Origin of the sequence: Azospirillum sp. ST 5-10 (genome assembly GCF_051225715.1) — a bacterium.
In the GTDB taxonomy this organism is placed as follows: domain Bacteria; phylum Pseudomonadota; class Alphaproteobacteria; order Azospirillales; family Azospirillaceae; genus Azospirillum.
Map to the genome: position 1 here is coordinate 404,525 of NZ_JBPJSP010000001.1, position 24,696 is coordinate 429,220.

Annotated in this window: 24 protein-coding genes; 14 read left to right on the top strand and 10 right to left on the bottom strand. The window is 71.3% G+C overall.

From position 1 onward, the window contains the following. Positions 1–138 precede the first annotated feature (138 nt). Complete coding sequence (locus tag ACSBPG_RS01965) at positions 139–1,128, top strand: 2-hydroxyacid dehydrogenase (protein WP_435535409.1); 990 nt, start codon at positions 139–141, stop codon at positions 1,126–1,128. Between the two features lie 42 nt (positions 1,129–1,170). Here the strand turns inward: ACSBPG_RS01965 and ACSBPG_RS01970 are convergent, their stop codons facing one another. The 4 genes from ACSBPG_RS01970 to ppa form a co-directional block, all read right to left on the bottom strand. After that, positions 1,171–1,716, bottom strand: coding sequence for a Uma2 family endonuclease (locus ACSBPG_RS01970; protein WP_435535410.1), 546 nt, complete (start codon positions 1,714–1,716; stop codon positions 1,171–1,173). A gap of 47 nt (positions 1,717–1,763) precedes the next feature. Further along, the gene (locus ACSBPG_RS01975) at positions 1,764–4,451 is read right to left on the bottom strand and encodes a bifunctional acetate--CoA ligase family protein/GNAT family N-acetyltransferase (RefSeq protein ID WP_435535411.1); all 2,688 of its coding nucleotides are present in this window, start codon (positions 4,449–4,451) and stop codon (positions 1,764–1,766) included. 216 nt (positions 4,452–4,667) lie between these two features. Next, positions 4,668–5,180: a macro domain-containing protein gene (locus tag ACSBPG_RS01980; RefSeq protein WP_435535412.1), complete on the bottom strand. Its 513-nt coding sequence runs from the start codon at positions 5,178–5,180 to the stop codon at positions 4,668–4,670. Positions 5,181–5,202: 22 nt separating this feature from the next. Beyond that, a complete protein-coding gene (ppa, locus tag ACSBPG_RS01985) occupies positions 5,203–5,760 on the bottom strand; it encodes an inorganic diphosphatase (RefSeq protein ID WP_435535413.1) in 558 nt (185 codons plus the stop codon). 147 nt (positions 5,761–5,907) lie between these two features. Between ppa and ACSBPG_RS01990 the strand changes: the two genes are divergently transcribed. After that, positions 5,908–7,725 carry an extracellular solute-binding protein gene (locus ACSBPG_RS01990; protein ID WP_435535414.1) on the top strand — a complete coding sequence of 606 codons (1,818 nt, stop codon included), beginning with the start codon at positions 5,908–5,910 and terminating at the stop codon, positions 7,723–7,725. A gap of 253 nt (positions 7,726–7,978) precedes the next feature. Here the strand turns inward: ACSBPG_RS01990 and ACSBPG_RS01995 are convergent, their stop codons facing one another. The 3 genes from ACSBPG_RS01995 to ACSBPG_RS02005 are packed head-to-tail and all read right to left on the bottom strand — an operon-like array spanning position 7,979 to position 10,991. Continuing rightward, positions 7,979–8,611, bottom strand: a complete 633-nt coding sequence (locus ACSBPG_RS01995; RefSeq protein WP_435535415.1) for a GNAT family N-acetyltransferase — start codon at positions 8,609–8,611, stop codon at positions 7,979–7,981. Positions 8,612–8,659: 48 nt separating this feature from the next. Continuing rightward, entirely contained in the window at positions 8,660–10,198 is a 1,539-nt protein-coding gene (ubiB, locus tag ACSBPG_RS02000; RefSeq protein WP_435535416.1) for a 2-polyprenylphenol 6-hydroxylase, read from the bottom strand. 16 nt (positions 10,199–10,214) lie between these two features. Next, a complete protein-coding gene (locus ACSBPG_RS02005; protein WP_435535417.1) occupies positions 10,215–10,991 on the bottom strand; it encodes a class I SAM-dependent methyltransferase in 777 nt (258 codons plus the stop codon). A 144-nt stretch (positions 10,992–11,135) separates the two neighbouring features. On the opposite strand from ACSBPG_RS02005, the gene ACSBPG_RS02010 reads away from it, so the two are divergent. Further along, positions 11,136–11,984, top strand: coding sequence for a helix-turn-helix domain-containing protein (locus tag ACSBPG_RS02010; protein WP_435535418.1), 849 nt, complete (start codon positions 11,136–11,138; stop codon positions 11,982–11,984). Between the two features lie 28 nt (positions 11,985–12,012). Next, complete coding sequence (locus ACSBPG_RS02015) at positions 12,013–12,387, top strand: VOC family protein (RefSeq protein ID WP_435535419.1); 375 nt, start codon at positions 12,013–12,015, stop codon at positions 12,385–12,387. 24 nt (positions 12,388–12,411) lie between these two features. Here ACSBPG_RS02015 and ACSBPG_RS02020 read toward each other — a convergent pair whose 3' ends face one another. Beyond that, the gene (locus ACSBPG_RS02020) at positions 12,412–13,035 is read right to left on the bottom strand and encodes a DUF2061 domain-containing protein (protein ID WP_435535420.1); all 624 of its coding nucleotides are present in this window, start codon (positions 13,033–13,035) and stop codon (positions 12,412–12,414) included. A gap of 116 nt (positions 13,036–13,151) precedes the next feature. Here ACSBPG_RS02020 and mutM point away from each other — a divergent pair, with 116 nt between their 5' ends. The 5 genes from mutM (at position 13,152) to dnaA (ending at position 17,700) form a co-directional block, all read left to right on the top strand. Continuing rightward, entirely contained in the window at positions 13,152–14,003 is an 852-nt protein-coding gene (gene mutM, locus ACSBPG_RS02025; protein ID WP_435535421.1) for a bifunctional DNA-formamidopyrimidine glycosylase/DNA-(apurinic or apyrimidinic site) lyase, read from the top strand. A gap of 13 nt (positions 14,004–14,016) precedes the next feature. Then, complete coding sequence (locus tag ACSBPG_RS02030) at positions 14,017–14,418, top strand: hypothetical protein (RefSeq protein ID WP_435535422.1); 402 nt, start codon at positions 14,017–14,019, stop codon at positions 14,416–14,418. 62 nt (positions 14,419–14,480) lie between these two features. After that, positions 14,481–15,257, top strand: coding sequence for an enoyl-CoA hydratase (locus ACSBPG_RS02035; RefSeq protein WP_435535423.1), 777 nt, complete (start codon positions 14,481–14,483; stop codon positions 15,255–15,257). A 134-nt stretch (positions 15,258–15,391) separates the two neighbouring features. Then, positions 15,392–15,652, top strand: coding sequence for a 30S ribosomal protein S20 (rpsT, locus tag ACSBPG_RS02040; protein WP_435535424.1), 261 nt, complete (start codon positions 15,392–15,394; stop codon positions 15,650–15,652). Positions 15,653–16,236: 584 nt separating this feature from the next. Continuing rightward, on the top strand, positions 16,237–17,700 hold the full coding sequence (gene dnaA / locus ACSBPG_RS02045; protein ID WP_435535425.1) for a chromosomal replication initiator protein DnaA: 1,464 nt from the start codon (positions 16,237–16,239) through the stop codon (positions 17,698–17,700). 27 nt (positions 17,701–17,727) lie between these two features. On the opposite strand, the gene ACSBPG_RS02050 is transcribed toward dnaA, so the two are convergent. Further along, entirely contained in the window at positions 17,728–19,245 is a 1,518-nt protein-coding gene (locus tag ACSBPG_RS02050; protein ID WP_435535426.1) for an alkaline phosphatase family protein, read from the bottom strand. Positions 19,246–19,444: 199 nt separating this feature from the next. On the opposite strand from ACSBPG_RS02050, the gene ACSBPG_RS02055 reads away from it, so the two are divergent. From ACSBPG_RS02055 to ACSBPG_RS02070, 4 genes are all read left to right on the top strand, one after another. After that, positions 19,445–20,614: an extracellular solute-binding protein gene (locus ACSBPG_RS02055; protein ID WP_435535427.1), complete on the top strand. Its 1,170-nt coding sequence runs from the start codon at positions 19,445–19,447 to the stop codon at positions 20,612–20,614. Between the two features lie 71 nt (positions 20,615–20,685). Then, positions 20,686–21,771 carry an ABC transporter ATP-binding protein gene (locus tag ACSBPG_RS02060; RefSeq protein WP_435535428.1) on the top strand — a complete coding sequence of 362 codons (1,086 nt, stop codon included), beginning with the start codon at positions 20,686–20,688 and terminating at the stop codon, positions 21,769–21,771. 106 nt (positions 21,772–21,877) lie between these two features. Further along, positions 21,878–22,759, top strand: a complete 882-nt coding sequence (locus tag ACSBPG_RS02065; RefSeq protein ID WP_435535429.1) for an ABC transporter permease — start codon at positions 21,878–21,880, stop codon at positions 22,757–22,759. Between the two features lie 8 nt (positions 22,760–22,767). Next, the gene (locus ACSBPG_RS02070) at positions 22,768–23,649 is read left to right on the top strand and encodes an ABC transporter permease (protein ID WP_435535430.1); all 882 of its coding nucleotides are present in this window, start codon (positions 22,768–22,770) and stop codon (positions 23,647–23,649) included. A 72-nt stretch (positions 23,650–23,721) separates the two neighbouring features. On the opposite strand, the gene ACSBPG_RS02075 is transcribed toward ACSBPG_RS02070, so the two are convergent. Beyond that, positions 23,722–23,961, bottom strand: coding sequence for a hypothetical protein (locus ACSBPG_RS02075; RefSeq protein WP_435535431.1), 240 nt, complete (start codon positions 23,959–23,961; stop codon positions 23,722–23,724). Positions 23,962–24,244: 283 nt separating this feature from the next. On the opposite strand from ACSBPG_RS02075, the gene ACSBPG_RS02080 reads away from it, so the two are divergent. Further along, positions 24,245–24,670 (top strand): acyl-CoA thioesterase, encoded by a 426-nt coding sequence (locus ACSBPG_RS02080; protein ID WP_435535432.1) that lies wholly within the window; start codon positions 24,245–24,247, stop codon positions 24,668–24,670. Positions 24,671–24,696 lie beyond the last annotated feature (26 nt).

Genomic DNA, 24,696 nt, shown 5'->3' on the forward strand with positions numbered 1-24,696 from the left:
GCAACCTGCGGTGACGGGGGCTCGCGGCTGCACTATAGTGAGGCGCCGCCCGCCGGAGCAAGGGAGCGGCTGGCTCCTGGACAGGGCGGCGACGCCCTTGTATTCCGGGGGCTCGGGGAATTCAGGGAGCGCCGTTGCATGGCCGAGAAGAAGAAGCCGCTGGTGGTGGTCACCCGCAAGCTGCCGGACGTCATCGAGACGCGGATGATGGAGCTGTTCGACACCCGCCTCAACCCGGACGACGAGCCGCTGAGCCAGGAGCAGCTGGTGGAGGCGGCGCGCGACGCCGATGTGCTGGTGCCGACCGTCACCGACCGCATCGACGCCGCGGTGATCGAGGCGGCCGGTCCCAACCTGCGCCTGATCGCCTCGTTCGGCACCGGCGTCGACCACATCGACCACAAGGCGGCGCGGGCGCGCGGCATCACCGTCACCAACACCCCCGGCGTGCTGACCGAGGACACCGCCGACATGACCATGGCGCTGATCCTCGGCGTGGCGCGGCGCATCACCGAGGGCGAGCGCCTGGTGCGCTCGGGCCAATGGAAGGGCTGGGGGCCCACCACGATGCTGGGCCACCGCATCTGGGGCAAGCGCCTCGGCATCCTCGGCATGGGGCGGATCGGCCAGGCGGTGGCGCGGCGGGCGCGCGCCTTCGGCATGTCGATCCACTACCACAACCGCCGCCGCGTCCACCCCGACATCGAGGCCGAGCTGGAGGCCACCTACTGGAACAGCCTGGACCAGATGCTGGCGCGCATGGACGTGGTGTCGATCAACTGCCCGCACACCCCGGCCACCTACCACCTGCTCTCCGAGCGCCGGCTCAAGCTGCTGCGCCCGCACTGCTACATCATCAACACCTCGCGCGGCGAGGTGATCGACGAGGCGGCGCTGACCCGCATGCTGTCAAAGGGGGAGATCGCCGGCGCCGGCCTCGACGTCTTCGAGCACGAGCCGGCCGTCAACCCGAAGCTGCTGCGCCTCGACAACGTGGTGCTGCTGCCGCACATGGGCTCGGCCACCATCGAGGGCCGCATCGACATGGGCGAGAAGGTGATCGTCAACATCAAGACCTTCGTCGACGGCCACACCCCGCCCGACCGGGTCATCGAGACGCTGCTGTGACGGCGGGGTCCGGTCAGCCGGCCGCACCCTCGCACGGCCGGCTCAGCCGGCCGCATCCTCGTAGAGGGCCGCCATGGGGACGGCGACGCCGACCGAGGCGAAGGTGAGCGTCCCTTCGGCGCCGACCTCCTCGACCAGCCAGGCGCCGTCGGTGCGGTGCCACAGTTCGGCCCGCGGTTCGCGGGCCGAGATCAGCAGGATCTCCTGGACCGACGGGACGGTGCGGTAGAGCGGCAGCTTCACCGTGCGGTCGTCGGCTTCCGTCGACGGCGACAGCACCTCCACCACCACCCGCGGCTCGGCGACCCCCGGCCTCGTCGAGGCGCGCTCGCAGCCGACCGCCAGGTCGGCCTGGAACCACATGTCGTTGCGATGGGGGATGCCGATGCCGGCTTCGACTCGCACCCGGCAGGGTGCGGTGAGCCGCCGACCGATCTCAAGGGCCAGCGCCCCCGTCAAAAGGGAATGCACGTCGGCCGGCGGTGCCATGGCGACCGGCTCGCCGCCGATCAGCTCGTAGCGCGTGCCGGTGCCGTCCTCCCACAGGAGGAACTCGTCGACCGTCATGTATTTGCGGGCCTCGGACATGGACGGAGTATGGCACCGCCCCCGTCCTCTTCCAAGGGGCGCGCCGGTCAGTCCAGCGCCTTGCCGAGGTCGATGCAGACCTCGACCACACCCGGCTCGTCCAGGTTCTCCTTGCGCACGAAGCCGAGGCGGCGGCACATGCCCAGCATGTTGGTGTTCTCGCGCAGCACCTCGCCGTACACCTGCTTGATGCCGCGCGAGCGGGCGTAGTCCAGGATCATCTTCATGAGCAGGAAGCCGAGCCCCTGGCCCTTCATCTCCGACAGCACCATGACGGCGTATTCGGCGCGCTGGTTGTCGGGGTCGGCGGCGATGCGGACGACGCCGTGCATCAGCGGCTCGCCGGTCCGGGCGTCCGGGCCGATGGCGACCAGCGCCATCTCGCGGTCGTAGTCGATCTGCGTCAGGCGCGCGGCGGCGGGATGGGAAAGGCGCTTCATCGGCGCGAAGAAGCGCAGGCGGATGTCCTCCGGCGTCATGCGGGCGAACATCCCGTGCACCAGCGGCTCGTCCTCCGGCAGGATCGGCCGCACCAGGAACTGGCGGCCGTCCTTGATGCGGATGTCGGTCTCCAGCGCCTTGGGGTAGGGGCGGATGGCGAGGCGCTTGGCGCCGGGCAGGGCCGGCACCGCCACCTTGATGCGGGCGTCGAGCGCCAGCACCCCGTCCTGGTCGGCCAGCAGCGGGTTGATGTCGATCTCGGCCACCTCGGGGAAGTCGACGACGAGCTGCGACACCTTGTTCAGGGTGATCGCCACGGCGTCGAGATCGACGGCGGGGCGCGAGCGGTAGCCCTGCAGCTGGCGCCAGATCCGGGTGCGGCTCATCAGCTCGGCGGCCAGGCGCATGTTGAGGGGCGGCAGGGCCAGCGCGTAGTCCTCGACCACCTCGACGCCGATGCCGCCCTCGCCGAACAGCAGCACCGGGCCGAACAGCTCGTTCTCGGTCATGCCGACGATCAGCTCGTAGGCGTCGGGGCGGACGGCCATCTCCTGCACCGTGAAGCCCTCGATGCGGACGTCGGGGGCGGCGGCGCGCACCCGCGCCAGCATGGCCTCGGCCTCGGTCCGCACCTCGTCGGCGTCGGCCAGGTGCAGGGCGACGCCGCCGACGTCGGACTTGTGGGTGACGTCGGGCGACAGGACCTTCAGCGCCACCGGCCCGCCGATGGCGGCGGCGGCGCGCGCCGCCTCCTCCGGCGTCTCGGCGCGGCGGGTGTCGACCACCGGGATGCCGTAGGCGGCCAGCACCCGCTTGGCCTCGTACTCGGTCAGCCACTCGCGCTTCTCGGCGATGGCGCGGGCGACGATCTTCTGGACGATGATGCCGTCGGGCTGGAAGGCGTCGGCCACCGAGGGCGGCGTCTCCATCAGCAGGTCCTGGTTGCGCCGGTACTGCACCAGATGCATGAAGGCGCGCACGGCGTGGCTCGGCGTGTCGTAGGTGGGGATGCGGTTGGCGGCGAACAGGCGGCGCGCCTCGCCGGCGGTGACGTCGCCCAGCCAGCTCGTCAGCACCGGGTGGCGCCGGCCCGGGTGCTTCTTCAGGGTGTCGACCACCGCCGCCGCGGCCGCCGTCGGATCGGACAGGGCCGAGGGGCAGTGCAGCACCAGGATGGCGTCGTTGCCGGCGTCGTCCAGCAGCGGGGCGAGCGCGTCGGCGTAGCGCTTGGGCGTGGCGTCGCCGCCGATGCGCAGCGGGTTGCTGCGCCCGCCGGCGCTCGCGCCGAAGACGCCGTCGAGGCGGGCCTGGGTGGCCTCGTCGAAGGCGGCGAGGCGGCCGCCGGCCTGGATCAGGCTGTCGGTGGCGATGACGCCCATGCCGCCGCCGTTGGTGAGGATCGCCAGCCGGTCGCCGACGATGGGCACCCCGGTGGCGAGCGTGCCGACCGCGTCGAACAGCTCGTCCAGGCTGTTCACCCGCAGGATGCCGGCGCGCCGGAAGGCGGCGTCGTAGACGGCGTCCGACACCGCCAACGCCCCGGTGTGGGAGGTCGCCGCCTCCTGCGCTTCGGGGCTGCGGCTGGCCTTGACGACGATGACCGGCTTCTGCCGCGCCGCGGAGCGGGCGGCCGACATGAACTTGCGGGCGTCGTTGACCGATTCGATGTACAGCAGGATGGCGCGCGCCGTGCCGTCGGACGCGAGATAATCGATCATGTCGCCGAAGTCGACGTCGGCCTTCTCGCCCAGCGACACCAGGTGGGAGAAGCCGATGCCGCGCGCGGTCGCCCAGTCGACGATCGACGTGACCACCATCGACGACTGCGCCACCAGCGCGACGTCGCCCTTGTGCGGCGTGACGTGGCCCATGCTGGCGTTGAGGCCGCGGCCCGGCACCATGGCACCGAGGCTGTTGGGGCCGAGGATGCGCATCTGGTGGGCCCCGGCCGCCTGCCGGAGCGTCGCCTGGGCGTCGCGGGAGAAGCGGTCGGAGATGACGATGGCGGCCCGCGTGCCCCGGTCGCCGAGCTGGTCGACCACCGCGGCGACGCTGTCGGGAGCGGTGCAGATCACCGCCAGGTCGGGGGTGATCGGCAGCTCCGCCACCGAGCGGTAGGCCAGCACCCCCTCGATCGCCCGGTCGGTCGCGGTGACCGGCAGGATCGGCCCGTCGAATCCGGCGTTGAACAGGTTGCGCGCGACCACGGCGCCGATCGACGGCGGCTTGCGGCTGGCGCCGATCAGGGCGATCGACGCCGGCTTGAACATGTGGTCGAGGTTGCGAACGGTCATGGCCGGTTCCGTCGGTGGTTCGGAAGAGGGCGCTGCACCGCGCGCCGGTATGGCACGCGACCGATGAACGCCGAACGGATGGGGCGATGCAAGCGGTCGCGGGCATGGCGACGGAATGTCGCGATGCTGCGACGCAACATAATCGTCGGGAGGGTCCGCGTCAATCGGTCAGTGAGACGCACAGTCCGCGTTGCGGACGAGAGGCCCGGGGAGGCGTCAGGCCTCTGCGTCCGGCGGCGGGACCAGGGCACGGTAGAGGTCGGCCGTCCCGCGGTCGAAGCAGACGAACCGGACCTCGTCGACGCTGCCGCCCGCCGCCAGCTCCCGCCGGACCGCGCCGACGGCGATGAGCGCCGCCCGCTCCTTGGGGAAGCCGTAGATGCCGGTGCTGATGGCGGGGAAGGCGAGGCTGCGCAGGCCGAGGCGGCGGGCCTCGGCGAAGGCGCTGCGGTAGCAGCTCTCCAGCAGGGCGTCCTCGCCCTGGCCGCCGCCGCGCCACACCGGGCCGACGCAGTGGAGGATCCACGGCGCCGGCAGGGCGTGGCCGCGGGTCGCCCGGCATTCGCCGGTCGGGCAGCCGCCGATGCCGTCCAGCTCCGCCTGGAGGGCCGGGCCGGCGGCGCGATGGACCGCCCCGTCGACGCCGCCGCCGCGCTTCAGGGCGCTGTTGGCGGCGTTGACGATGGCGTCGACGCGGGCCTGCGTGATGTCGCCCTCGACGACCACCACGCGCGGTCCGCGCCGGGACGGCTCAGACGATGACACCCGGCTTGCCCTTGGTCTCGGCCGCGGCGCGCCTGATGCCCTCCTCGATCTTCAGCGCCGCCTCGTCGGCGTCGCCCCAGCGCAGGATCTTCACCCACTTGCCCTTCTCCAGGTCCTTGTAGTGCTGGAAGAAGTGGGCGATCTGCTCGGTCAGGATCTCCGGCAGGTCGCGGTAGGAGGTGACGTTGCTGTAGAACGGGTGCAGCTTGTTGACCGGGACGGCCAGCAGCTTCTCGTCCTCGCCGCCCTCGTCCTCCATGTAGAGAACGCCGACCGGGCGGGAGCGCAGGACCGCGCCGGGGATGACCGGGGTGCGGCCGACCACGCAGACGTCCACCGGGTCGCCGTCGCCCGACAGGGTGTGCGGAATGAAGCCGTAATTGCAGGGATAGTACATGGCCGTGTGCAGGAAGCGGTCCACGTACATGGCGCCGGATTCCTTGTCGACCTCGTACTTGACCGGTTCGCCGTGAAACGGGATCTCGATGACCACGTTCACGTCCCACGGCGGGTTCTTGCCCACCGGAACCTTGCTCAAATCCATAGAATGCGGTCCTCTGCCTGGCGTTTCTCCCACGCGCCGGAGCGGTCGTGCCTTCCGCCGGCGCGCGGCGCCGGAGTTTAGGCGGATTGACGGGGGGAGTCCAATCCGCTTGCGCCGTTCTTGTTGCAGCGCGACATTTTCCTGGTCATGAGACACTTCCGTCGCGCCGTGCCGGCGCTCCTCGCCCTTTTCCTGTTCTCCGCCGCCGCCGCCGCCGCTGAGCCGCGGCACGGCATCGCCATGCACGGCGAGCCGAAGTACCCGCCCGGCTTCGACCATTTCGACTACGTGAACCCGGACGCGCCGAAGGGCGGCACGCTGCGGCAGGCGGCGCTCGGGACGTTCGACACGCTGAACCCCCATGTGGTGAAGGGGGTGCCGGCGCGCTGGCCGGGCAGCCCCTTCGAGACGGCGGGCGGCGTCTTCGAGACCCTGCTGGCCCGTGCCTGGGACGAGCCGTTCTCGCTGTACGGCCTTCTCGCGGAAAGCGTGGCGGTGCCCGACGATCGCTCCTCGGCGACCTTCGTCATCCGGCCGGAGGCGCGCTGGCCCGATGGCGCTCCGGTGACCGCCGACGACGTGCTGTTCTCCTTCGCGGCGCAGCGCCGGCACGGCACCCCCAACCGCCGCCTCTTCTACGGCAAGGCGCAGGCGGAACGGCTGGGCGACCGGGTGGTGCGCTTCACGTTCCAGCCCTTGCCGGACGGCACCGCCGACCGCGAGATGCCTCTGCTGATGGGACTGATGCCGATCCACCAGAAGGCGTGGTGGGCGGGCCGCGACTTCGCCGCCACGACGCTCGATCCGCCGCCGGGCAGCGGGCCCTACCGCATCGCCGCGGTCGACCCCGGCCGGCGCATCGTCTACGAGCGGCGCCCCGACTACTGGGGCGCCGCTCTCGCCGTGCGGCGCGGCCTGTTCAATCCCGACCGCATCGAGGTCGACTACTACCGCGACGACCGGGTGGCGCTGGAGGCCTTCAAGGCGGGCAACCTCGACCTGCGGCGGGAGGGCGACCCGGGCACCTGGGCGACCGGCTACGCCGGACCGGCGCTGCAGCGCGGCGCCATTGTCCTCGAGGCGTTCCACCACGGCCGGCCGGACGTGGCGCGCGGCTTCATCTTCAACACCCGCCGCCCGCCCTTCGACGACGTGCGGGTGCGCACGGCGTTGGGCCATGCCGGCGACTTCGCCTGGATCAACCGCACCCTGTTCCATGGCGCGCTGGAGCGCTCGCCCAGCTACTATCCCAACTCCGAGCTGGCCGCCGCCGGCCTGCCGGGGGCCGACGAGCGAGCCGTGCTGGAGCCGTTCCGCGACCGGCTGCCGCCCGACCTGTTCACCCGGCCGTTCCGCCTGCCCGAGAGCGACGGCAGCGGACCCTACGCCAACCGCGACGACCGGCGCGCCGCGCTGCGGCTGCTGGCGGACGCCGGCTGGCGGCTCGACGGCGGGCGCCTGGTGGACGCCGCCGGCACGCCCTTCGCTTTCGAGATCCTGCTGGGCGACCCGAGCGACGAGCGGGTGGCGCTGGAATACGCGCGCGGCCTGGAGCGCCTCGGCATCCAGGCGACGGTGCGCACCGTCGACAGCGCCCAGTTCCAAGGCCGGCTCGACCGGTTCGACTTCGACGTGACGGTGCGCTGGTGGGCGTCCTCTCTCTCGCCGGGCAACGAGCAGCTCTATTATTTCGGTTCCGCCGCCGCCGACCAGCCGGGCAGCCGCAACTACCCCGGCATTCGCGATCCGGTGGTCGACGCCGTCGCCGGGTCGATCGCCCAGGCGCGCACCCGCGAGGAGCTGGTGGCGCGGGCGCGGGCGCTCGACCGGGTGCTGATGTGGGGCCATTACCGGGTGCCCCTGTTCCACGCCGCCGCCGACCGCATCGCCCGCTGGACGCGCGTCGGCCGGCCGGAGGTGACGCCGCTCTACGGGCCGGTGGTCGAGGCGTGGTGGGTGCGTTAGCAGGGGCCGGTCCGCATCGACGCGGCATGGCAGCGGGGCCGGATTGGGACGCCGTCGCTGAGAATCCGCCCTTCGTGTGCAGTCTGCCGCTTGTCCGCTTGCCATATGTGACGCAGCCGAGGCCATAGCCCATCTTTTCGGAACGCGATGACGCGTTTATCTCCCACAGCTTGGGGTGGTTCCGGCTGTGGTATTGTTAGGGAGATGCATGGCTGCGCCAAGGAAACGCATCGATCGTCTTCCGGATTGCTCTTCAAAACATGAGCATCATGGCCACACGGCGACGTGGGTCGAGGCCTTTCTCCTTTTCTGTCCGGAGAGCGGCTCTCAGGCGTTCCGGAAGTGCATCATTCGGGATTGGGCGAAAACCTAAAGAGATATAGAACGTTGCATTGAATGGCGCAAATCGATCTGTTGTCAGGGTGGCTCCCTTGAGATTTCTTGCTCGTCCTTCGTTAAGAAGGGCGTTCGCTATCTGCCTTCCTATGCCTTTTCTCTGAAAATTCGGGTGAACGTCCAATTCGGCAATGTGTAGCCAACTTTCCTCTGTGTACCCTCCACCGTAGCCGACCGGCATGGCCTGCTCATCGAAGGCAGCGAACAGGAGGTCGGCATTGAGATACTGCTGCAGTTCCTCGTCACTGCTGGCTGTCGCTTCGCCGATGACGGCGCCCGCTGCGCGTAGGGTCTCGAACGAAGCCAATTCCAGCGTGCGGAGCACCGAAAAGTGATCCCGGTTGGCCTTTCCGACACGGATGTTCACATCGACCTCAATCGTGGGCCTTGCCGTACCGCCCGAGCGTCCGGCAGCGTGCGGAAGGCCCCAGACGGAACCAGAAAGGCGCAACGTGTTGCGTCTGCCGCCAGAACCATGGCGCAACGTCATGCGCTTCCGGCCCTTTGCCCGCACTCTTCCGCTGCCCGATCGGTTCGGCTACAGCGCCACCAGCACCAGCAGCGCCAGGAAGACGATGGCGCCCCAGACGGGGATCAGCTCGGCCCTGCGGCGCCGGGTGCGGGCGTCGACGATGGCGCCGATCGAGTCGGGGTGCAGCCTGATGCCGCCGCCGGCCATGCGCGCGGCCACCCGCTCCGCCTCGTCGACCAGCGCCGGGATGCGGCGCAGGGTGCGCACCGCCGCCCCCAGATCGTCGAGGATCTGCGCCTCCGGCCCGCGGTTCTCGCGCATCCACTCCTCGATCAGGGGGCGCGCCAGCTCCCACATGTTGACGTTCGGGTTGAGGATGCGCCCCACCCCCTCGGCCGTCAGCATGCTCTTCTGCAGCAGCAGGAGCTGCGGCTGCGTCTCCATCTCGAACTGTTCGGTGACGGCGAACAGCTGGGCGAGCAGGCGGCCCACCGAGATCTCGTTGAGCGGCTTGTTCTGCAGCGGTTCGCCGATCGAGCGGCAGGCCTGGGTGAACAGCTCGATCGACTGGTGCGGCGGGACGTAGCCCGCCTCGAAATGGACCAGCGCCACCCGCCGGTAGTCGCCGGTGAGGAAGCCGATCAGCATGTCGGCGAGATAGTAGCGGGTGGCCCGGTCGAGCCGGCCCATGATGCCGAAGTCGACGGCGGCGATGTTGCCGTCCTCGATCACGAACAGGTTGCCGGGGTGAAGGTCGGCGTGGAAGAAGCCGTCGCGGAACACCTGGTTGAAGAAGCCGGCCGAGGCCTTGGCGAGGATCTCGTCGCGGTCGTAGCCGGCGGCGAGCAGCCGCTCCTCCTCGTCGACCTTGATGCCGCGGATGCGCTCCAGGGTCAGCACCCGCTTGGCGGTGCGGTCCCAGTCGATGCGCGGGATGACGAAGGTGGGGTCGCCGGCGAAGTTCTGCGCCAGCTCCGACGCCGCCGCCGCCTCCATGCGCAGGTCCATCTCCAGCCGCGAGGTGCGGGCGAAGATCTCCACCACCTCGCGCGGGCGCAGGCGCTTCAGCTTGGGCAGCACCCGCTCGGCCCATTCCGCCAGCCAGTGGAACAGCTCGATGTCGCGCTCGAAGGCGCGCTCGATGCCCGGGCGCAGCACCTTGACCGCCACCTCCTGGCCGTCGGCGGTCACCGCGAAATGGACCTGGGCGATCGAGGCGGCGGCGACCGGCTTGTCCTCGAAGCGCAGGAACAGCGACTCGATCGGCCGCCCCAGCTCGGCCTCGACGATGGCGCGCGCCTCGGCGCCGGGAAAGGGCGGCAGCTTGTCCTGCAGCTCGGCCAGGTCGGCCGCCATCTGCTCCCCGACCAGGTCGGAGCGGGTGGACAGCATCTGCCCCAGCTTGATGAAGCTGGGCCCCAGCTCGCGCAGGGCGGCGGCCAGGCGCTGGCCGGTGCGCCCGGCGGTGTCGCGCCGCGCCGTGACGCGCCAGATCAGCGCCAGGCCGGGGCTGGCGTCGGCCAGCGACTCCGGCAGCGCGTTGTGGCGCGCCAGGGTGCGGGCGATGACGACCATCCGGAGGAGGGTGCGGGCGGTGCGGATCACGGGCGTCGGTCCGGGTTCAGACGCGCCAGGCGGAATGGATGGCGGCGACGCCGCCGGTCAGGTTGCGCACCCGCACGCTGGCGAAGCCGGCGGCGGCGATCCGCTTGGCCAGCGCCTCCTGCTCGGGGAAGCGGCGGATGCTCTCGACCAGGTAGCGGTAGGAGTCCTCGTCGCCGGCGACGACCCGGCCGAGGCGCGGCAGCACCTGGAAGGAGTAGAGGTCGTAGAGCTCGCGCAGCACCGGCAGCACGACGTGGCTGAACTCCAGGCAGAAGAAGCGCCCGCCCGGCCGCAGCACGCGGTGCGCCTCGTGCAGCGCCTCGTCGATGTGGGTGACGTTGCGCAGGCCGAAGGCGATGGTGTAGGCGTCGACCGAACGCGCCGCGACGGGAAGCCGCATGGCGTCGCCCACCACCCAGTCGACGCCGCCGAGATGGCCGCGGTCGACCGCGCGGTCGCGGCCGACCCGCACCATCGACTCGGTGAGGTCGCACACCACCACGCGCCCGCCGCCCTTCTCCAGGAAGCGGAAGGCGACGTCGCCGGTGCCGCCGGCGACGTCCAGCAGGGTCGTGCCGGCGGTGGGGGCCACGAGGTCGATCAGCGTGTCCTTCCACAGCCGGTGGATGCCGCCCGACATCAGGTCGTTCATCAGGTCGTAGCGGCCGGCGACGCTGTCGAAGACGGCGCGCACCAGCCCCGCCTTGGCCTCGGGATCGACGGGGCGGAAGCCGAACCAGCGGGCCTCCTGGCCCTCGGGCGCGGTCTTGTCGGTGGGGGTGGTCTCGCTCATGGCGCGGACCATAGCGCGCTGCGGCATCGCGCGCCAGCGCGGCCGCGCGCCACGCCCCGGCGCGGCCGCGCGCCACGCCATTGCCAGCGCGTGGGGCGGCGCCGATAGTGGGGGCGTCCCGGCGGTCCGCGGTCGAGGGGGAGAATGGCGGAGACGACGCTGCTGCAGTCGCCCGTGCTGACGGTGCTCGACTACCGCTGCACCGCCGGGCCCGGCGACGTGCCCTTCGCGGAGCGGCACCGCGCCTTCTCCGTCTCCTACGTCCGGCGCGGCGCCTTCGGCTGCCGCAGCGGCGGCCGGCTCTACGAGATGGTGGGCGGCTCCCTGTTCGTCGGCCGTACCGGCGACGAGTACACGTGCACCCACGAGCATCACGCCGGCGGCGACGAGTGCCTGTCGTTCCACCTGACGCCCGACCTGGCCGACGCCATCGGCGGCGCCGAGTCGCTGTGGCGGACCGTCTGCGTGCCGCCGGTGGCCGGGCTGATGGTGGTCGGCGAGCTCGCCCAGGCGGTCGCCGAGGGCCGCAGCGACCTGTCGCTGGAGGAGGCGGGCTGCCTGCTCGCCGCCCGCTTCGTCGCCGTCCTCGCCGGACCGGACCGGCGCCCGCCGCTGCGGGCGGCGGACCGCCGCCGCGCCGTCGAGGCGGCGCTGTGGCTCGACGCCCATGCCGACGAGGCGGTGGACCTCGCCCGCATCGCCGGCAAGGCGGGGCTGAGCCCCTTCCATTTCCTGCGTCTGTTCGCCCGCGCGCTCGGCGTCACCCCGCACCAGTACCTGGTGCGCTGCCGCCTGCGCCGGGCCGCGCGGCTCCTCCTCGACGACGACCGGCCGGTCACCGACGTGGCCTACGACGTCGGCTTCGGCGATCTCTCCAACTTCGTGCGCTCCTTCCACCGCGCCGCCGGCGTATCGCCGCGGGCGTTCCGGGCGGCGGCGCGCGGCGACCGCAAGATTCTCCAAGAACGGCTCGGTCTGCCGTCCCTAAGGTGACGACCTCCGTCAACATCGGGAGGTGACCATGTTCGATCACATCGGGCTCAGGGCGGCGGATCTCGACGCCAGCGTGCGGTTCTACCAGGCGGCTCTGGAGCCGCTCGGCCACGGGCTCTGCTCGCGCGACGAGTCGGGCGCCGGGTTCGGCCCGGCGGGGGCGGCGGGGCTGTGGCTCTACCCCAACCCCGGGGCCGCGGGCGGCGGCACCCACGTCGCCTTCCACGTGGCCTTCCGCGCCGCCGACCGGGCCGCGGTCGACCGTTTCCACGCCGCCGGCCGCGCCGCGGGCGGGCGCGACAACGGGCCGCCCGGCCTGCGCGCCGACTATGCGCCGACCTACTACGCCGCCTTTCTCCTCGACCCCGACGGCAACAACGTCGAGGCGGTCTGCCTCGACTGACCGCGGCGCGCCGCCGCCCTGGCCTCAGCGCGCCGCCACGGTGGCCGGGGCCGGCGGCGCAGCCACCGGCGGTTGCGGCCCGAACAGGGTCCAGCCGTACTCGTTCAGGAGATAGACGCTGGTGTCGGTCACCACATGGGCGGTGGCGACGCCCGACGCGGTCAGCGGATCGCCGGTGAAGGCGAGCGCCACGGCGAAGCTGCGGGCCACGTCGAGGATGCGGAAGGTGATCGCCTTGCCCATGCCGACGGCGGCCACCGATTCGCTTCCCGGGGCCGGCCCGAAGGCGGACCACGCCAGCTCGTGGGCGTAGAAGGTGGCCAGGCTGGTCGCCGTGTCGACGCCGAGATAGCCGCGGCTCACCCAGGCCGGGGGGTGGGCGGCCATGGCGCTGAGGTCGAGATAGCCGGTGATCGCCTCGTAGCTCAGCCCCTTGTAGAGGGTCGACAGCCAGACCGGAGCCGTCGCCGGCGGCTCGCCGCCGGACGGGGCGGCGGCTTGGGCGGCGGCTTGGGCGGCGGTTTGGGCGGTGGCCGGCCGGGCGGCGCCCAGCGCCGCCACCATGAGGGCGGCGCCCAGCGCCGCGGTCATGAGGGCGGCGAGGAGCGGGCGGCGGAGCGCCGTCCACGGGAAAGCGGCCGTCGGCATGCGGGTGGCGTCCGGGTGGCGGGGCGGGAGCGGTCGCCCCAGTATCGGCGCGGCACGCACGCCCTGTCCAGCGCCGCACTTGCGGCGGCGGCGGCGATGGTGCGAGATGTCACGCCATGCCCGAACTCCCCGAAGTCGAAACCGTCTGCCGCGGCCTGGCGCCGCATCTCGAGGGCCGGCTGCTGGTGCGCGTCGCCCAGCGCCGGCCGGACCTGCGCGTGCCGTTCCCGCCGCGCTTCGCCGAACGCCTGACCGGGCGGCGGGTCGAGGCGGTGCGCCGGCGCGCCAAGTACATGCTGGTGCACCTCGACGACGGCACGGTGCTGATCGTCCACCTCGGCATGTCCGGGCGGATGATCGTCGCGGCACCGCCGGACGCGGTGCCGGCGGAGCCCGGCCGGCACGACCACGTCGTCTTCGAGACCGACGCCGGCACCACCGTCACCTTCAACGATGCCCGCCGCTTCGGCCTGATGGACCTGACCGACGAGCAGGCGCTGGCCGAGCACCCGCTGCTCGCCCGGCTGGGGCCCGAGCCGCTGGGCAACGGGTTCTCCGGCCCGGTGCTGGCGGAGCGGCTGGCCGGGCGGATGACGCCGATCAAGGCGGCGCTGCTCGACCAGGCGGTGGTGGCCGGGCTCGGCAACATCTACGTGTCGGAGGCCCTGTTCGAGGCGCGGATCAGCCCCAGGCGGATCGCCGCGACGGTGACCGGGGCGCGGGCGGAGCGGCTGGCCGCGGCCGTGCGGGCGGTGCTGGCGCGGGCGATCGCCGCCGGCGGGTCGAGCCTGCGCGACTACCGCCAGGCCTCGGGCGAGCTCGGCTACTTCCAGCACCAGTTCGCGGTCTACGACCGCGAGGGCCTGTCCTGCCCGGGGTGCGCCTGCGACGTCGCCCGGACCGGCGGGGTGCGCCGCATCGTCCAGGGCGGACGCTCGACTTTCTATTGTCCGCAGCGCCAACGCTGATATACCTCTGCGCATGATGGCACCACCGGCCTCCCTTCGGGCGGCGTTCGTCGCCCTCCTCGTCGCCGCCGCGGCTCTGGCCGGCGGAACGGGGCCGCTTCCCCGGGCCATGGCCGCCGAGGGCTCCCGTTTCGTCGCCGGCATGGGCGACGTCCCGACGATGCCCGGGCTCGAGCCGGCCGACGTGGCGCCGCTGGTCTTCGACAAGCCGTCCGGCCGCATCGTCGAGGCGGTGCTGCAGGGGCCGGTCACGCGGTCGGCGGTCCAGGGCTTCTACGCCCGCACGCTTCCCCAGCTCGGCTGGCGCAGCCAGCCCGACGGCCGCTTCGTGCGCGAGGGGGAGGAACTGCGCCTGGAGTTCATCGGCGCCGCGGCCGGGCGGACCACGGTCCGCCTCGTCCTCGAGCCACAATGACGATCGTTCCGTCGCAACGCCCCGCGGACGGGGCCGACTGCATTTCGGGAGAGAGCTGAACCATGCCGTACGAAATGATCATCGCCGAGACGCGCGGCCCCGTCGGGCTGATCACCCTGAACCGGCCAAAGGCGCTGAACGCGCTGTGCGACCAGCTGGTCACCGAGATGGGGCAGGCGCTGGACGCCTTCGAGGCCGACGAGGCGATCGGCGCCATCGTCGTCACCGGCTCGGAGAAGGCCTTCGCCGCCGGCGCCGACATCAAGGAGATGGCCGGCCTGTCCTACATGGACGTCTACCGGCAGAACTTCATCACCGCCAAGTGGGAGCGGGTGACCAAGTGCCGCAAGCCGGTGATCGCCGCGGTGGCCGGCTACGCGCTCGGCGGCGGCTGCGAGCTGGCGATGATGTGCGACTTCATCATCGCCGCCGACACCGCCAAGTTCGGCCAGCCCGAGATCACCATCGGCACCATCCCCGGGGCCGGCGGCACCCAGCGCCTGACCCGCTTCGTCGGCAAGTCCAAGGCCATGGAGATGGTCCTCACCGGCCGCCAGATGGACGCCGCCGAGGCCGAGCGCTCCGGCCTCGTCAGCCGCGTCGTGCCGGCGGCCGACCTGCTCGACGAGGCGATCAAGGTGGCCGAGCGCATCGCCAAGCTGTCGCAGCCCATCGTCATGATGGCCAAGGACATGGTGAACACCGCCTACGAGACCACCCTGGCCGAGGGCATCAAGGCGGAGCGGCGGACCTTCCACGCCACCTTCGCCACCGAGGACCAGAAGGAGGGCATGGCCGCCTTCGCCGAGAAGCGCCAGCCCGACTGGAAGAATCTCTGACCGATGGGGTGCGCCGGTCCGCGGCGGACTGGCGCCGCCGGCGGGTCGCGCCAGCGTCGCGGTTGACTCGCTGCATCGGCGGGCGTATAAGGCGCCCTCGCACTGGGATCAGGGGTGTCGAAGCAAGGTTCGTTATGGCCAATCACAAGTCCGCAGAAAAGCGCATTCGCCAGACCGCACGCCGCACGGACGTCAACCGTGCCCGTGTCAGCCGCATCCGGTCCTTCGTCAAGAAGGTCGAGACCGCCATTCTTGCCGGCGACAAGGGCGCCGCGCAGGAAGCGCTCAAGGAAGCCCAGCCCGAGCTGATGCGGGGTGCCTCCAAGGGGGTGCTCCACCGGAACACCGTCGCGCGGAAGATCTCGCGCCTCTCGGCCCGCGTCAAGTCTCTCTGAGGGCTGCGGAAACCTGAAAGCCGCGCCCGGCTGGTGCGCGGCTTTTTGCGTTGGGCCTATGACTTTCTCTATCCCGCTTCTTTGGATTTACTTCCAAAACAAAACAAAAGTCATACGTAAGCGGGCGAACACCCCGGCTTTTTTGGTTGTTCGCCTTCTGTCCCGTTGCGGTGTACTGCCTGGCGGATTAGACTTGAAGAGTAGGGGGCAGACGAAACAGCGACGAAGCAGAGCCCAAACGATGCCGAACTGCATCGCTTAAGGAAAATGCTACGCTTTGTTTTTCGCCCTTTTGCTGCGGTGACGTTTAGAATGCGGGATACATAGAGACACTCGATAGAGATACTCAACGGCCCGTCGTTCCAACCTCGCCCCTCACTTTCCATGTCGGCGTGTCTTCGGCGAGCGCTGCTTTCGCCGCGGGACGTGCCGTGTCGGGTTGGGGGTACCCGGACGTGGACCCCATCCGGGGGAGGGATACGGAGGCGGCGCCGCTTATCTCTTGGGCATGGAAGCGGTTCGGAATACCGCACGGCCCGCATTCGGATCAGGACCGCGGGGCGGGGGAGCGGGAGTTGGCGAGCATGTCGTTCGGCGCGTCTTTGGATCAGCAATGGGACCGCGTGCGCGGCCGGCTCAAGGACGAGGTCGGTGAGATCGCCTACCGCAGCTGGTTGCAGCCGCTGACCGTCGCCGGCCTGCGCGGCGGCGAGGTGCGCATCGTCGTGCCGACCCGCTTCATGCGCGACTGGGTGCTCACCCATTACGCCGACCGCATCCGCACCCTGTGGACGGGCGAGAATCCCGAGGTCCAGGCGATCGACGTCATCGTCGCCGCCGGGACGGTGTCGCCGCTGCTCGCCGCCCAGGACGAGGAGGCGCCGCGGACGCCGGTCGCGCGCGCCGTGCCGGCGGTCGACGCGCTGCCCGGCGCGTCCTACCGCGCCGGCCCCTTCGCGGCACCGGCGCAGGGGGCGTCGGACGAGTCGCCGGCCGCCGCCGCCGTGCTGGACGCCCAAGGGGAGATCTCCGCCCCGCTCGATCCCCGCTTCACCTTCGAGAACTTCGTCGTCGGCAAGCCCAACGAGCTGGCCCACGCCGCCGCCCGGCGCGTCGCCGACGCCACCTCGGTCACCTTCAACCCGCTGTTCCTCTACGGCGGGGTGGGGCTGGGCAAGACGCACCTGATGCACGCCATCGCCTGGCAGATCCGCAAGAACGACCCGCGGCGCAAGGTGCTCTACCTGTCGGCCGAGAAGTTCATGTACCAGTTCATCCGCGCGCTGCGCTTCAAGGACACCATGGCCTTCAAGCAGCAGTTCCGCTCGGTCGACGTGCTGATGATCGACGACGTGCAGTTCATCAGCGGCAAGGACTCCACCCAGGAGGAGTTCTTCCACACCTTCAACGCCCTGGTCGACCAGAACCGGCAGGTGATCATCTCCGCCGACAAGAGCCCGTCGGACCTCGAGGGGATGGAGGAACGGCTGCGCTCGCGCCTCGGCTGGGGGCTGGTGGCCGACATCCACCCCACCACCTACGAGCTGCGCCTCGGCATCCTGGAGCAGAAGGCCGACGCGCTGGGCGCCAGCGTGCCGCAGAAGGTCCTGGAGTTCCTGGCCCACAAGATCACCTCCAACGTCCGCGAGCTGGAGGGGGCGCTCAACCGCATCGTCGCCCATTCCGAGCTGGTCGGCCGCTCCATCTCGCTGGAGACGACCCAGGAGGTGCTGCACGATCTGCTGCGCGCCAACGACCGCCGGGTCACCATCGACGAGATCCAGAAGAAGGTGGCGGAGCACTTCAACATCCGCGTCGCCGACATGCACTCGGCGCGCCGCGCCCGCGCCGTCGCCCGGCCGCGCCAGGTGGCGATGTACCTGGCCAAGCAGCTGACCGCCCGCTCCCTGCCGGAGATCGGCCGCAAGTTCGGCGGCCGCGACCACACCACGGTGATGCACGCCGTCCGCAAGGTGGAGGAGCTGCGCTCCGCCGACCCCGCCTTCGCCGAGGACGTCGAGCTGCTGCGCCGCATGCTGGAGAGCTGAGCTCCGGCGTCCGACCGGCGTGCTCGGCTACTCCCGCACCACCATCCCGTCGGGGCCGAGCCACACGTTGGTCAGGGTGCGTTCGTCGTGGGCCATCCGCCAGCTCAGCAGGGCCTGGGCGTGCTCCAGCACCTGCGCCGCGCGGGCGGGATCGGCGGCGCGGTCGCGCAACTCCCCCGGATCCTCCGCCAGGTCGTAGAACAGCGGCGGCAGGCCGGCGAAGTGGACGTATTTCGTGGCGTCGCCGCGCAGCACCATCAGGCCGCAGCGGTCGGAGTCCAGCCCCAGCGCCCGTTCCGGCTCCTGGCCGGCGACGTCGCGGAAGTCGAGGGCGAAGTGGGCGTGGCGGCGCCAGCCGGGCGGGGTGTCCCCGGCCAGCCAGGGCCGCAACGACCGCCCGTCGCAGGACCGCGGCGGCGCCACCCCCAGCCAGTCGAGGATGGTCGGCATGAGGTCGACATGCTCGGTGAAGGCCGCCACGGTGCGGCCGCCGGGCCGCCCCGGCTCGCGCACCACCAGGGGCACGTGGAAGCAGGGGTCGAACCAGCCCTCCTTGCCGAACATCCAGTGGTCGCCGAGCAGCTCGCCGTGGTCGGCGGTGACGACGACCAGCGTCTCCGCGGCCCGGCCCGAGTCGTCGAGCCAGCGCAGCAGCCGCCCGACATGGTGGTCGACCTCGGCGATCAGGCCGTAATAGGTCGCCCGGAGGCGCGCCAGCCCGGCTTCGGAAAGGGTGCGGGGGTCGAGGGGACGTCCCTCCAGCCAGCCCTCGACGGGCAGCGACTCCAGGCGCCAGCGCAGCCAGGGGTGGACCGCGGCCTCGTCCCGCCAGCCGCCGGGGGCGCGCCGCGGCGGCGGGACCGCGGCGGGATCGACGGCGGCGTGCCAGGGGGCGGGGGCGATCCACGGCGGGTGCGGGCGGATGTAGGCGACGTGGGCGAACCAGGGCCGCTCGCCCTGGCCCTCCAGCCAGGCCAGGGCCTGGTCGGTGAGGAAGGCGGTGTCGCTGTCGGCCGCCGAGTAGAGGGCGGGACCGAAGGGATCGTCGCCGGGCGGCGCGTAGACCGCCGGCACGCGGGCCGGCACGTCGTAGCCACGCCGGCGCAGGTGCCGGCCCCAGGGTTCCGCCGATTCGGTCATCAGGCAGACCGGGTCGAAGCCGGCGGCGACCCCCTCGTAGGTGCGCAGCGCCGGGTCCGCGGCGGCGAGGCCGCGCGGATCGGCCGAGGTGTCGGTGTAGCCGAACAGGGCCGGCGCCAGGCCGGCGCGGCGTGCCTCCAGGGCCAGCGTGGTGTGCCGGCGGTCGAGCGGCGTGCCGTTGCGCACCGAGCGGTGGTTGTGCAGGTACTGGCCGGTCAGCAGGCAGGCCCGCGACGGGCCGCAGGGGCTGGCGTTGGCGAAGTGCCGGGCGAATCGCGTGCCGGCGGCGGCCAGGGCGTCGATGGCGGGCGTGCGGACGGCGGGGTGGCCGGCGGCGGAGAGGGCGTCGCCGCGCCACTGGTCGGCGACGACGAACAGGACGTTGCGGCGGCGTGGGGTGTCCATCGGCGGGGTCGTCCCGGGAAATGCCTGCGGTTTCGGCACGATGGGCCGATGTTCGGGCGGTGCAATGACGGAAATATGAAGTTTTTCGCCCTTCCAATCAGCAAAATTGCCGGTGCACGATGGGCTCGGGCATAGTCCGGCCGCCGCCGCGTTCCGGTGAACGCCGCCCGGCCTGACCGCATCAGGGAGACACCGCGTCATGAGCAAGAGCGTGGACCAGACGGCGAGCGCCGAGACCCAGCGCGCCGCCAAGAGCTTCACCCGCCGCGTCCTGCTGCGCAGCGCCGCGGCCGTCGGCGCCGTCGCCGCCGCCGGCCCGTGGATCCTGCGCGAAGGCCGTGCCGCCGACGGCACCGTCCGCATCTTCTCCTGGGCCGGCTACATCGGCCAGGACATGCTCGACGACTTCCAGGCCAAGACCGGCATCAAGCCGGTGCTGACCGAGTACGGCACCAACGACGAGCTGCTGAACCAGCTGCGCGCCACCGGCGGCGCCGGCTTCGACATCGTCCATCCCACCGTCGACCGCGTGCCCAACTACGTCGAGGCCGAGCTGGTCCAGCCGCTCGACGAGAGCAAGGTCACGTGGGACGGCTGCCTGAAGTCGGCCTACACCGGCTCCGCCACCATGGGCGGCGTGGTCGGCGGCAAGCGCTACATGGCGCCGGCCGACTGGGGCACCGAGGCGCTGGCCTACGACATGGAGAAGGCGCCGCTGAAGTACGGCACCGCCGGCTACGGCGACCTGTGGGGGGCGGACAAGGCCGGCAAGGTGACGGTGCGCGGCCACTCCTCGCTGATCGGCATCGGCCTGTGGCTGGAAGGCCAGGGCAAGCTGCCGCACCCGCTGGTCGAGCAGTTCAAGGACGAGGCCAAGGCGCGCGCCAACTTCGACGCCATCCTCAAGGTGGCGGTGGCGAGCAAGGGCAACATCGGCCAGTTCTGGTCGAACGAGAACGAGGCCCAGGGCGCCTTCCGCACCAACGGCTGCGTCATCGGCCAGACCTGGGACTCCACGGCGGTGGCGCTGCGCAAGGAGAACCTGCCGGTCCGCTACATCGCGCCCAAGGAAGGCGCGCTGGCCTGGATGGAAGGCTTCTGCATCCCCGCCAAGGCCGAGAACGCCGAGCAGGCCTACGCCTGGATCAACTGGTTCTACACGCCCCAGGCCGGTGCCATGTACTCCAACAAGACCGGCATCAACTCCACCACGGTCGGCGCCGAGGCGCACCTGTCCGACCTCAACAAGGCCTTCTTCGCCGAGGCCTATCCCGGCGACGCGCTGCAGAAGCTGTGGTGGTGGCCGATCCAGGAGGCCTGGTACGTCTCCATCCGCAACGAGTACCAGGACCGTTTCCTGGCGGCCTGACCCTCTTCCCGCCGCCGTCCCCTCGCCATGCCGGACCGGGGCGGCGGCGGGCCCCGCACGCGGAGCCTGCCATGAGCCAGGACGTCCAGCTCGACCACGTCACCATGCGGTTCGGGTCCGTCGTCGCCGTGCGCGACGTCAGCCTGACCATCGCCGCCGGGGAGTTCTTCAGCTTCCTCGGGCCGTCCGGCTGCGGCAAGACCACCATCCTGCGCATGATCTCCGGCTTCATGGAGCCGAGCGAGGGCACCGTCCGCATCGGCGGGCGCGACATGCGCGGCATCGGCCCCAACAAGCGGCCGACCGCCCTGATCTTCCAGAACCTCGCCCTGTTCCCACTGATGACGGTGGCCGACAACATCGGCTTCGGGCTGGAGGTGCGCGGCGTGCCGGCGGCCGAGCGGCGCCGCCGGGTGCAGCAGCTGCTGGAGCTGGTGGCGCTGCCCGAGGTGGCCGGCAAGAAGGTGACGGAGCTGTCGGGCGGCCAGCGCCAGCGCATCGCCATCGCCCGCGCGCTGGCGGTGGAGCCGGCGGTGCTGCTGCTGGACGAGCCGCTGTCGGCGCTCGACCTCAAGCTGCGCCAGCACATGCGCGCCGAGCTGCGCGCCATCCAGCGGCGCACCGGCGTGACCTTCATCTACATCACCCACGACCAGGGCGAGGCCCTGACCATGTCCGACCGCATCGGCGTCATGTCCAGGGGCGTGCTGGAGCAGGTCGGCGACGGCCAGACCATCTACGACGACCCCGCCACCGCCTTCGTCGCCGCCTTCGTCGGCGAGGCCAACCGCTTCGCCGGCACGGTGCTGGACAGCGCCGACGGGCGGGCCGCGGTCGACACGCCGTTCGGCCGGCTGCTCGGGCGCAACCCGCGCGGCCTCAAGCCCGGCGACCGCGCCGTCCTGTTCGTGCGCCCCGAGCGCCTGGCGCCGCTGAACGGCGCGGTGCCGGAGAACCTGGTGGAGGCGCGGGTCAGCCACCGCGACTTCGAGGGCGCCTTCGTCAACGCCTTCCTCACCGGGGCGGGCGAGCGCCGCCTCGTCGTGCAGATGCCGCACCTCGGCAACGAGCCGGCGCTGGTTCCCGGCGCGCCGGCCCGCCTCGGCTTCCGCGCCGCCGACGCCGTGGTGCTGCCGCCGGACGGGGAGGGGGCGTGATGGCCGTGCTTGCCGCCGTGCCACGCACGGATCCCCTCCCTCCCCGGCGCGGCGGGGGAGGGGCAGGGTGGGGGCATGGGGGCACCGAGAGCGGAGGGTTCGCGCGATGAGCGACGTCCTGCGCCGCTACGGCCCCGTGCTGACGGGCTTCATCGTGCTGGTCGTCGCCCTGTGGGTGGTGATGCTGGTGGTGCTGCCGCAGCTCCTGATGGTGGATTTCTCGCTGCGGCCGATGCTGCCGCCGTCCAAGGTCGGCGGGCCGGAGGACGTCTACACGCTGGAGAACTACCGGACCTTGTGGGGCAACACGATCCATCTCGGCATCTTCGTCAAGACGATCTGGGCCAGCGCGCTGGTCACCGCCGTGACCCTGGCGGTCTGCTACCCCGTCGCCTTCTACCTCGCCCAGGTGGCGCCGAAGGTGCGCCTGCCCACCTTCCTGCTGCTGCTGGTGATCCCGTTCTGGATCAACGAGATCCTGCGCACCTTCGCGTGGTACGTGATCCTCGCCTATGGCGGGCCGCTCAACAACGTCCTCGTCGGGCTGGGGCTGCTGGCCGAGCCGGTGCGCTTCCAGGGCGACGCCAGCGTCATCGTCGGCATGGTCTACGCCTACATCCTGTTCATGGTCTTCCCCGTCTACAACGCCGTCGAGTCCCTCGACCGCCACCAGATCGAGGCGGCGCGCGACCTCGGCGCGGGCTGGCTGCGCATCCACGCCCGCATCGTCCTGCCCCACGCGCGGCCGGGCATCGCGGTGGGCTGCATCATGACCTTCATGCTGGCGGCCGGCAGCTACGCCGTGCCGCTGCTGCTGGGCGGGCCGCAGAGCCGCTGGTTCACCGAGGTCATCTACAACTGGTTCTTCGAGGGCGGGAACTGGAACCAGGGGGCGGCCTACGCCTTCATCCTGCTGGTCCTGTGCATCGGCTTCATCCTCCTGATGATGCGCCTGTTCCGCGTCGGCCTCACCGACATCGCCAAATAGGGGGAGCCATGACCGCCGACCGCCTGCGCCGCCTCCTGGTGACCGCCTACCTCGTGCTGTTCTTCGCCTATCTCTTCGTGCCGCTGGGGATCATGGCGGCGGCGACCTTCAACACCAGCCGGTTCCCCACGGTGACGCCGTGGCTGGGCTTCACCGTCGACTGGTTCCGCGTGCTCTACGAGGACCAGCGGATGTGGCAGGCGCTGGGGACGTCGCTGGTGGTGGCGGCCGGGGTCATCGCCGTGGCGGTGCCGACCGGGCTGGCCGCGGCGCTGCTGCTCGACCGCCTGCACAGCCGCGCCCGCACCTTCCTCTACGCCGTCATGGTGTCGCCGCTGCTCACCCCCGGCGTCATCATCGGCATCTCGACCCTGATCTTCTGGCGCAACGCCTTCGACGTGTCGGGCGGCGTCTTCCTGACGGTGATCGCCCAGTCCAGCTTCATCGCCGCCTACGCCATGCTGCTGTTCCTGGCGCGCCTGCAGCGCTTCGACCCGACGCTCGAGGAGGCGGCCCTCGACCTCGGCGCCACCCACCTGCAGGTGTTCCGGCGCATCACCCTGCCGTTCCTGATGCCGGCGGTGCTGTCGGCCGCCCTCATCGCCTTCCTGCAGAGCTTCGAGAACTACAACACCACCCTGTTCGTGCGCGGCCTCGACACGACCCTGACGGTCTACATCGCCACCAAGGTGCGCACCGGGCTGACGCCGGCGGTCAACGCCCTGTCGCTGATCCTCATCGCCCTCACCATCGCCGGGGCGGTCGGTTACGAGGTGGTGCGCCGCCGCGAGGCGCGGCGGCAGCTCGCCGAGCGGTCGCGGGCGGAGCGCGCCGAGCCGTCGGGCGACGGCGCCTCCGGCCCGGCGGAGCTGGCCCCCGCCCGCGCCTGAGGGCGGGCGCCGTCACGCCGGCGGCCAGCCCCCGTCGGCATCGGTCCTCTTCGGCATCGCTCCGGTTCGGCGTCAGTCCTCGTCGGCGTCGGCGTCCGCCTCGATCTGCGCGGCGAGATCGCGCAGCATGTCGACCACGTCCTCATGGCTGGTCTCGTCGACGGCCACGTTGACGGCGGCCTCGATCATCGCCACGGCCACGTAGGGGCCGAGCGCACCGCCTTCGCTGACGGCCTTCTCCAGGTGCTTCTCGGCGATGCTGAGCGCCTTCTCGAACAGGGCCTCGGCGGTCTGATTGCTGTCGTTGCTCATGATCGGTCCGTCGGGTGTGGTGGACACGCCACCTATAACATCACGCCCGCCGCAGTCTCGCACGAAAATGGTGGGGATCGGGCGGATGGCAGACCCGCGCCGCCTTGCCCGCGGCGGACCCGGCGACCACCTAGAGCGGGATCACTCCAGGTGGAATCTCCTGGAGTGTAAATCCCGCTCTAAATTCAAGTGTTTAGAGCAAGATTCACGCTTTTTGGCCGGATCGGCCAAAAGCGATCTTGCTCTATGGGACCGCCAGACCCGCATCGCAGCGAAGGACGCCATGAGCCGACCCTCCCCCGACCTGACCGACCCCGCCGGCTACGCCTTCTGGACCGAGGAGCGCGTGCGCTTCGCCGACCTCGACGCCGTCGGCCACGTCAACAACAACGCCATCGGCGTCTATTTCGAGCAGGGGCGGGTCGAGCTGCTGGGCGAGGGCTTCGCCGCCGACGTTCCCTGGACGGTGGTGGTCGCCCGCACGGTGACCGAGTTCAAGGCGGAGCTGCTCTACCCCGCGACCGTGCGGGTCGGCCTGCGTGTGCTGCGCTTCGGCACCACGTCGCTGACCCTGGGCTGCGCCATCTTCCATGGCGACCGCCTGGTCGCCACCCAGGAGGCGGTGTCGGTCATCGTCGACCGCAAGACCCACCGGCCGCTGCCGCTGCCGGACGACCTGCGCGCCCGGCTGGCGCCGTACGCCGGCTGACGCCGGCGTACGGCGGCCGCCGTGTT